Genomic DNA, 7,800 nt, shown 5'->3' with positions numbered 1-7,800 from the left:
GGAAAACGTTTTTTGAAATATCCAAACCAACTGCGTTATTATTCATGTCGGGCTCCTCTTTGCTCCGTTAAATCATTGGGTGCATTTTATGACACCGTGTGGGTAAGGAGGAGTCCATATCATCATTACGGAATATTAAAGGCGCCTTGATGATTGAAGATGATCAAAGCTGGTCGGTAATTTTTACTTACGGCGCTGTTGTGCATTGGAACATCAGTTTCGAACAGCGGGATAAACTGCATCAATTATTATTGGATTATGCGGAAAACCCGCTCGAGACGATGGAGGAAGACAACTTCACCTTTGCTCTTGACTGCGCCAATACCCGCATAGTTGAAGATCATATTGAAATCGAGTCCTCAGATCCCATGCTGATTTTTTCATTATCCCAAGGCATGGCGCAGTCGATAAAACTGGCTTCATTTGAAACCAATGCCATAACGACCATCAACAAAACCAACTACATTCCACGATCATTAGCCCAGGATGGAAGAATTAATTTAAGCCGGCATGAAATAGCTAAAATCCGCGGCCAACTTTTTTTGACCAAAAGCGATATTATTTTAAATTATGATTTACTGGATACGCCTGACTTTTTTGGGAATACCCGGAGTATGAAAGCTTTTACAATATTGCCGCAAAATATCTGGAAATATCCCAACGAACCGCTGTTTTATCGAAAAAGCTGGAAACCATCTATGAATTATTCGAAATGTTGGCGGATGAGCAAAAACATCGACATTCATCAAAACTGGAATGGATTATTATCTGGCTGATCGCTTTTGAAATAGGCATGACAATAGTGGACAAAATGTTCTGAAAATAAATCACTGCCCTCCTCTGTTATAACCTCAAGTTTTTTTCATGCTCAGTTATCGTCATGCATTTCATGCAGGGAATTTTGCGGATGTTTTAAAACACCTGATTCTAATACGAATTCTGGAACATTTACGAAAAAAGAACAAACCTTTCTGTTGTATCGATACTCATGCCGGACCCGGACAATATGCGCTGGATAAAGACTATGCGTTAAAAAACAGGGAGTTTGAAAATGGCATCAGCAAGCTGTGGCAGCGTGGCGATTTACCCGACTGCGTTGCCGGCTATTTGAATATTATCAAGCAATTTAATAATTCTGAGCGGCTAACCCGCTATCCCGGATCACCCCTGATAATAAAACAGTTATTGCGTACCCAGGACCGGTTGTTTTTGTATGAGCTGCATTCAACGGAAATAAAATTATTAACAGCTGCCATTAATAAAGACCGGCGTATCAAAGCATTTCATGCCGATGGTTTACACAGCTGCATGGGGTTATTACCGCCTATTGAACGCCGTGGACTGGTGCTGATTGATCCCTCTTATGAAATTAAAAGTGATTATGCCCAGGTTACCGAGGCCTTGATTAAAATGCATAAACGTTTTGCCGGCGGCATTTACGCCCTCTGGTATCCCGTCGTTGAACGCAGCCGCATCCGAAAATTGGAACGGGGCATTCAGGCCAGCGGCATCAAGAATGTGCAGTTATTTGAGCTGGGCATTAAAGCCGATACCGGCGCCTATGGCATGTCCGCCAGCGGCATGATTGTCATAAATCCGCCGTGGACTTTAGCATCCGACATGCAACAGGCCTTGCCTGTTTTGGCCGATATTTTGGGAAATAACGGCGAAGGTTTTTACCGGATACAAGAGTTGGCTGGAGAGTAAAAAAGAAAAAGAGGAAAGCTATTACTCTAGCCTGCCTGAATACCATTGCCTTATCTTCATCTGGCGCTTTTTAAAGATCTGTTTGTTTCCTGAGGCCAGGCGTAAACGACTTTATGTCGAAACTTCTGCTAAGCCAGTCTGTCATTATTTGTAGAATCCGACTTCCAGGGAAAGCAAAAAGCAGGATATGATCCGGCTTATAAAATAGTTAAGACGCTAATTATCCTGGCGCGGCAGGATATAAAGAAATAGCAAAACTCAAACAACTGACCAATAGATGATGCTGTAATTTTTAGACGGGAATTTTTCGATATTTTTAAGTGGAGGCCTATATGTCTGAATTTAATGCTGAAAATTCAACAAGTTCAAGCCTGGATCGTGTTCGCAGATCTACCGCTGCCCATGTTAATGAAGAAATAGATTATCAAACTGATGCGAATATTCAACGTTATAAGGGCAAAAGCAAGTCAGAAATTCTTGAACGCATAAACATGCTTGATAAGGAGTGGGATGTAGAGCGGGTGCTTGAAGTTAATGCCTCTACTTTGGCATTGACCGGCTTGGCTCTGGGGTTAACAACCAACCGAAAATGGTTTTTACTGCCGGCTATCGTTTTGCCATTTCTTTTGCAGCACGGATTGCAAGGATGGTGTCCTCCTCTGCCCATACTGCGCCGGCTAGGTGTTCGTACCCGCGGAGAAATTGACCGTGAAAAATACGCCCTTAAAGCCCGGCTTTAGAAAAACTGTTGATCAAATCGCCTTGTTGGTTTTGGACCCCGGCCTGAAGGCCAGGGAGCGCATGAGCCGGCGTAGCGGCGTTGCTTTCACTGGCAGGGGTGAGGACCTCGTCCCGATTATGGGGTGTATCACCAACGGGAGTTCCCTTATGGCTTCTGAGTTACAGCAGTATCGCCCAGCTCTTTATGATAACTAATAATTCTCTCAACCTCGTTTTTAGAGCCCAGAATCACGGGCACTCGTTGATGAAGGCTGTGGGGTTTTATATCCAGTATGCGCTCGCGCCCTGTGGAGCATGCGCCGCCCGCCTGTTCGATAATAAAAGCCATCGGGTTGGCTTCATACATAATGCGAAGCCTCCCGGCTCTGGAAGGGTCGCGAAAATCAAAAGGGTATAAAAATACGCCTCCGCGGGTCAGAATCCGGTAAACCTCAGCCACCATGGAAGCTATCCAGCGCATGTTGAAATTTTTTCCTCGCGGGCCCGCCTCGCCCTGCAGACATTCTTCAATATAACGCTGAACCGGCGGCTCCCAGAAACGTTTATTGGACATATTAATGGCAAATTCGCCTGTTTCAGGCGGAATTCTCATAGCGGGGTGTGTCAAAATAAACTCGCCTATAGCCTGATCCAGGGTAAAGCCATTGACGCCGTGTCCGGTGGTTAAAACCATCATGGTTGATGGGCCGTACAGCACAAAACCGGCGCACACCTGTTCGGACCCCTTGCGCAAAAAATCTTCCAGTGAAGGGTCAACCCCTTCCCGGCAACGCAGAATAGAAAAAATCGTGCCTACCGCCAGATTAATATCAATATTCGACGAACCATCCAGCGGATCAAACAATGCCAGATATTTACCTTTAGGGTAATACTCTGGAATTTTAATCCAATCCTCAGCTTCTTCCGATGCCATGCCTGCCAGATGACCCGTCCAGCACAGCGCATCCACCATAATATTGTGGGTGATGATATCCAGTTTCTTCTGCACTTCCCCCTGGATATTCTCAGAGCCTGCGCTCCCTAAAACACCAATCAGCTCGCCCCGGTTAACCAGGTGGGAGATCTTCTTGCATGCCGTAACAATGTCGTTGAGCAAAGATGTAAACATGCCGGATACCCCCGGCAACTCACGTTGTTGCTCAATGATGAACTGAGTCAAAGTAACTTTATTAGTCATGCTTTCCCTACTCTTTGCCTTGAGCCGTTGAGTTTACCAAAATTTCCTAAAACATATTATATTTAGCATTGGAAGTTCTGGCGATAATTTATTCTTTTCCAGACCTCTCAGGACAGGAGCCAGCTAGCGTGGGAAGGCTTCGCAGCAGCTATTTTTTCAAGCTTCATCCCGGTGTTTTTGGCCTGGAAAGCGCTCCACTAGCGTTTACTCAGCTTAAAGCGGTTAAACCCGAACCACTCCCGTATCTTCTTCACTCAAGCATAAGAGCGTAAATGCACCGGCTTCAGATTGAAGGCCAGGCGACCCGCCTCCTTTCACTGACAATGGCAGGAAAGTCTCGATGCGGCGAGCGAAAGCCCATGACTTGCTTGATGAGCACAGGCACCGGTTCGACCAGTCAGGGCATCGATCCTAAAGCCCAAATCCTTTCTTGGTCTTAAGCTGTCAGGCTGATTCCCGGGTAATTTTTTCATGGTGATTAACACTTCAGTATTGAGCTGAGCAAATATTCGATTTCTATAGCCATCAAGATTTCATCAGAGCCTGAATTAGCAAACTTCTTCTGAAATATATTTAAAAATAATTAAGAATTTCTCCTTGAGCTTATTTGAAATTGGTCTGGACTACCAACTCAGCTATAAAGCTGACATGCGTTAATCGAGTAGTCCGAACCAATCAACGAAAGGATGAGCAGGAACAGGGATTTTTGCCGGTTTATTCTGGAAAAAATCGTCGAGGATATATTCCAGCCCGTAGAAGCTGTCGCCATTGAATTCCTGGCATAGAATCTCAAGATTATCACTGGAATCAGGATCTGGAACTTTGCTGCTATTTATTGCTTTCATTATCGTCACCGTACATTCTTTGATATGTTCAATGCTCTTTACAGAGAATTTTTTGTTGGATTTATAGTGACAGCTGAAATTAAGTTTGTCTGTGATATATGACACGTTAATCGCGTGACATATTTAAAAATATCGGCTACTGATTCAAAAAGTGTAATGAAATTAGATGCACGGATTTTGGTAAAATGTTTAAGGCATAGGTGTTAGCACTCTATTTTATTAAAAGCAATATGGAAACCTTCCGTTGCAAATGAAGCCAATGATCGGAACGAGACCTGCACCCGGCCCAACCAGCGTAGGGAAAGCAACGCAGCTTCGCCGAGGCAGGCGCTTCCCCCTCTTCAGGCCGAGATATAAAATCGGCCAAGCAAATTGATCACCAGCGAGTGTAGTTACTCATAATAAGCTCGCGCGGCTGTGCTGGTGATTAACTCAAAGCGTAAAATTCATCTTCGATAACAGCATGCCGGGCGTCCGAATGCCGCCAATTTGTCTGTAGCCATAGGTCAGGGTTTCCAGAATATACTCATCGAATTTGGTTAACTGTTCCAGTGAAGATCCCAACAGATCAAAAATACTTTCATCAAACCGTAAATTCTCAATCGGACTGCTTATTTTCCCCTCTATAACCCAAAAACACGCATAACGGGTCATGCCCGTAATGCGTCCATTTACTTCATCACTCCAATTGAGGTAATGCAGGTTGGAGATATAAATGCCGGTACCTAAGGACTTCAAAATTTCCGGCTCGCTCAAGTTGCCGCTAAGAACAACAGGAGCGCGTAAACATTCCCTTCGACCGGCGCCGTTAGCTCGCAGTCCATACTCTCTGGCGGTTCTTGAATGAATCAGGGTGGATTGCAATTTTCCATTCTCAATTAAAATCAGTTTATTCGGCGCTAACTCGCCTTCTTCATTGAATTGTGGAACGAGCCCGTCGGTAAAATCTTCGATTAGCGTAAATTTATCGGAAAGACGCTTCTCCCCCGACCTTAAAAAGCGCATGGCGCTTTTACTGGTTTGAATGGCGAGTTCTCCCAATGCTTCCCCGAGGATATTTAAGATATCGGCAACTGCCGAAGGTGTTAAATAAACCCGATACTGCCCCGGGCTGATCTTCACTGAATTCTTTTCCAATAATGATCTTTTTAAAATTGAATCCTGAACCTGTCGGGAATATTTGTCATCGTCCCATCGGGCGCTGAAATAATGCGCCTTGAGTGCCTTTTGTGCCGGGGTAAACAATGAATAGTCAAAGGAAAAATTCTCCATCCTAAACCAGTGAAACAAGCCTGCCGAATTGGCCATGCCCCTTACAATCTGGCCTGCGGCATAAAAACCGGCGACATCGTAACCGGCCCAAGGATTCACTAATGTTTTCACCGCTTCTCCGCGCGCCAAAAGCGAAGCAGACGATTCATGAACGGATTCATCGGATTTTTTGGCCGGCAATTCAGCGTAAGGGTCTACAGGAAAATTGGGTAACTCTTTGCGTAAATCCTCCAGCCTCGCGCGCAAGCGATTGAGATCATCCTGTTCATTAAGGCAAAGGGTGATTTGTCCGCTGCCTTTCTTCAGGCTGCCTTCTACCTCGCCAAGCACGAAGGTGAAATCCAGAAAATAATTTTCAACAACGCCGCTTTGCCTGACTTTGGCTTCATTGATGCGGATAAATTGAGAATCGTCCCCTGCCAGATTTAGAAAAAGATGTTCCTCCTGTCGCAATTCCCTAAATATTGCAGAGGCGAGGGATTGAAAATAATTTTTCATTCCGCGCCGCCGAAAACGTTAATTTGTTCAAACAAGCACACCGGGGAAGTGTGTCCAACGCCTATAATCTGATGCGGTTCGCCTTTGCCGCAATAAGGGGTGCCATGCTGCGTTACGGTAGATGCATTGCCAACTTTTTTAAGACTGTGCCAAAAAGGAAGGGTGATACCGCGGTAATTGGGATTTCTCACCGTCGTCGTGAGTCGCCCGTTCTCAATTAATTTTCCGTACTCGCAGCCGAATTGAAATTTATTTCGAAAATCGTCTATCGACCAGGAGCGGTTTGATTCCATCAGCACGCCTGACTTTATGTCAGTTAAAATCTCGTCAAAAGAAGAGTTTCCCGGCTCCAGATTGATATTGGCCATGCGGTCAATGGCCGGGCGGTTCCATGAAGTCGCGCGCATGTTCGCAACGCCCGCCAATTTTGATCGCAGCTGGCTTTCACTGCCGCCCAAGCCGCGAACCAGGAGCCCATCCTTGATTAAGTGTTCGCAGGCTGCCTGAACTCCCGTATCGTCAAAGCCATAACTGGCGAATTGCGTTTTGGACGTAGGATCAAAAGTAACATTCATTAACGGCGATCCATACTGCAAACAGCCAAAATCGCCTGTGTTTACAAACGACCAGCCGGCAAAATTTCTCTCATCGCCCAGGATCCGATCCAGTTCCAGCGGATGGCCGACAGTCTCGTGAATTTGCAGCATCATCTGATCCGGCTTCAAAACCAGATCCAATGTTGTGTCCGGGCACTCTACGGAATCAAATGCAAGTTCGAGAGCTTGCTCGGCGACTTGATTCACGCGCATCCATAAATCATCGCTAAGAAAAAACTCCCAGCCGCCTTGATAGCTTTTCGCGCGAAATCCGCCATCGGAACGTGACTGCACGATATTGCCATTCCTGGCAGTAGCCTCGAAATCGGTGGTAATTAATGAAAATTGCTGCGACGCATTGGAACCGTTTGAAGTGACGAAACGCAGATCCGTTTCAACTGTCCGTATGAAGGCCGTTGTCTTCACGATCCTGTCAGAAATTTTTAACCGGCTGCTGATCCTTATCAATTCGCCATACACATCAGCTGCCGATATGCCGGAGAATGGCTTTAGGCAATCGGACTGATAGGTGGAAACATTCCTGGGCCGCTGGGCAATGCTAAATTCATGGACAGCAAATCGGGCTGCGGCCTGCGCCTGAATTTTTGCCTCCGCAACAGCGCGGTGCATGCCTTCTTCGGTGAGCCTTGCCGTTGCGGCATAACCGAATTGCCCGTTGACGAGGACTTCAACCATGACGCCATGCGTATCGTTTCGGTCATTCTCATCAGGCAAGCCGTCACGCACAAAATACTGCGTAGTAATTTTTCGTAGCCCACGAAAGCCAACCCATTCAATCGACGGGTCGGAAATTTGACTTAAAACTCTATGAAAGAGGGCGGTTACACCGTTAGTTATACTCATGCAATTATTATTATGGCTTTTTATAAGTCCGTCTATATTTTAGTCAGGTTGGAGTAGAGAAGTTATCCGGCAGGGCGATTGCCAGGGTTGAACTGCTGTA

The 7,800-nt window shown here is 45.7% G+C and carries 7 protein-coding genes; 3 read left to right on the top strand and 4 right to left on the bottom strand.

The annotated features are described in order from the left end of the window. Positions 1-149 precede the first annotated feature (149 nt). From HUX64_RS12365 to HUX64_RS12355, 3 genes are all read left to right on the top strand, one after another. Positions 150-776, top strand: a complete 627-nt coding sequence (locus HUX64_RS12365) for an RMD1 family protein (protein ID WP_246247010.1) — start codon at positions 150-152, stop codon at positions 774-776. Positions 777-864: 88 nt separating this feature from the next. Beyond that, entirely contained in the window at positions 865-1,707 is an 843-nt protein-coding gene (locus HUX64_RS12360) for a 23S rRNA (adenine(2030)-N(6))-methyltransferase RlmJ (protein ID WP_174626538.1), read from the top strand. 332 nt (positions 1,708-2,039) lie between these two features. Then, complete coding sequence (locus HUX64_RS12355; protein WP_174626537.1) at positions 2,040-2,447, top strand: hypothetical protein; 408 nt, start codon at positions 2,040-2,042, stop codon at positions 2,445-2,447. Between the two features lie 146 nt (positions 2,448-2,593). On the opposite strand, the gene HUX64_RS12350 is transcribed toward HUX64_RS12355, so the two are convergent. The 4 genes from HUX64_RS12350 to HUX64_RS12335 form a co-directional block, all read right to left on the bottom strand. Then, entirely contained in the window at positions 2,594-3,625 is a 1,032-nt protein-coding gene (locus tag HUX64_RS12350) for a class 1 fructose-bisphosphatase (protein WP_174626536.1), read from the bottom strand. A gap of 653 nt (positions 3,626-4,278) precedes the next feature. Beyond that, a complete protein-coding gene (locus tag HUX64_RS12345; protein ID WP_174626535.1) occupies positions 4,279-4,470 on the bottom strand; it encodes a hypothetical protein in 192 nt (63 codons plus the stop codon). A gap of 432 nt (positions 4,471-4,902) precedes the next feature. Continuing rightward, the gene (locus HUX64_RS12340) at positions 4,903-6,240 is read right to left on the bottom strand and encodes a TldD/PmbA family protein (RefSeq protein WP_174626534.1); all 1,338 of its coding nucleotides are present in this window, start codon (positions 6,238-6,240) and stop codon (positions 4,903-4,905) included. Further along, a complete protein-coding gene (locus HUX64_RS12335) occupies positions 6,237-7,700 on the bottom strand; it encodes a TldD/PmbA family protein (RefSeq protein WP_174626533.1) in 1,464 nt (487 codons plus the stop codon). Before HUX64_RS12335 ends, HUX64_RS12340 begins: the two co-directional genes overlap by 4 nt. Between the last annotated feature and the right edge of the window lie 100 nt (positions 7,701-7,800).

This window comes from Candidatus Methylobacter favarea (assembly GCF_902806695.1).
Classification (GTDB): Bacteria; Pseudomonadota; Gammaproteobacteria; order Methylococcales; family Methylomonadaceae; genus Methylobacter_B; species Methylobacter_B favarea.
This window is presented reverse-complemented; position numbering and strand designations above follow the sequence as displayed.

What these genes read in the sequence shown, in the direction of transcription:
- HUX64_RS12355 (WP_174626537.1), top strand. Translation starts at nt 2,040, where the DNA reads ATGTCTGAATTTAATGCTGAAAATTCAACAAGTTCAAGCCTGGATCGT.
- HUX64_RS12335 (WP_174626533.1), bottom strand. Translation starts at nt 7,700, where the DNA reads ATGAGTATAACTAACGGTGTAACCGCCCTCTTTCATAGAGTTTTAAGT.
- HUX64_RS12345 (WP_174626535.1), bottom strand. Translation starts at nt 4,470, where the DNA reads ATGAAAGCAATAAATAGCAGCAAAGTTCCAGATCCTGATTCCAGTGAT.
- HUX64_RS12340 (WP_174626534.1), bottom strand. Translation starts at nt 6,240, where the DNA reads ATGAAAAATTATTTTCAATCCCTCGCCTCTGCAATATTTAGGGAATTG.
- HUX64_RS12360 (WP_174626538.1), top strand. Translation starts at nt 865, where the DNA reads ATGCTCAGTTATCGTCATGCATTTCATGCAGGGAATTTTGCGGATGTT.
- HUX64_RS12365 (WP_246247010.1), top strand. Translation starts at nt 150, where the DNA reads ATGATTGAAGATGATCAAAGCTGGTCGGTAATTTTTACTTACGGCGCT.
- HUX64_RS12350 (WP_174626536.1), bottom strand. Translation starts at nt 3,625, where the DNA reads ATGACTAATAAAGTTACTTTGACTCAGTTCATCATTGAGCAACAACGT.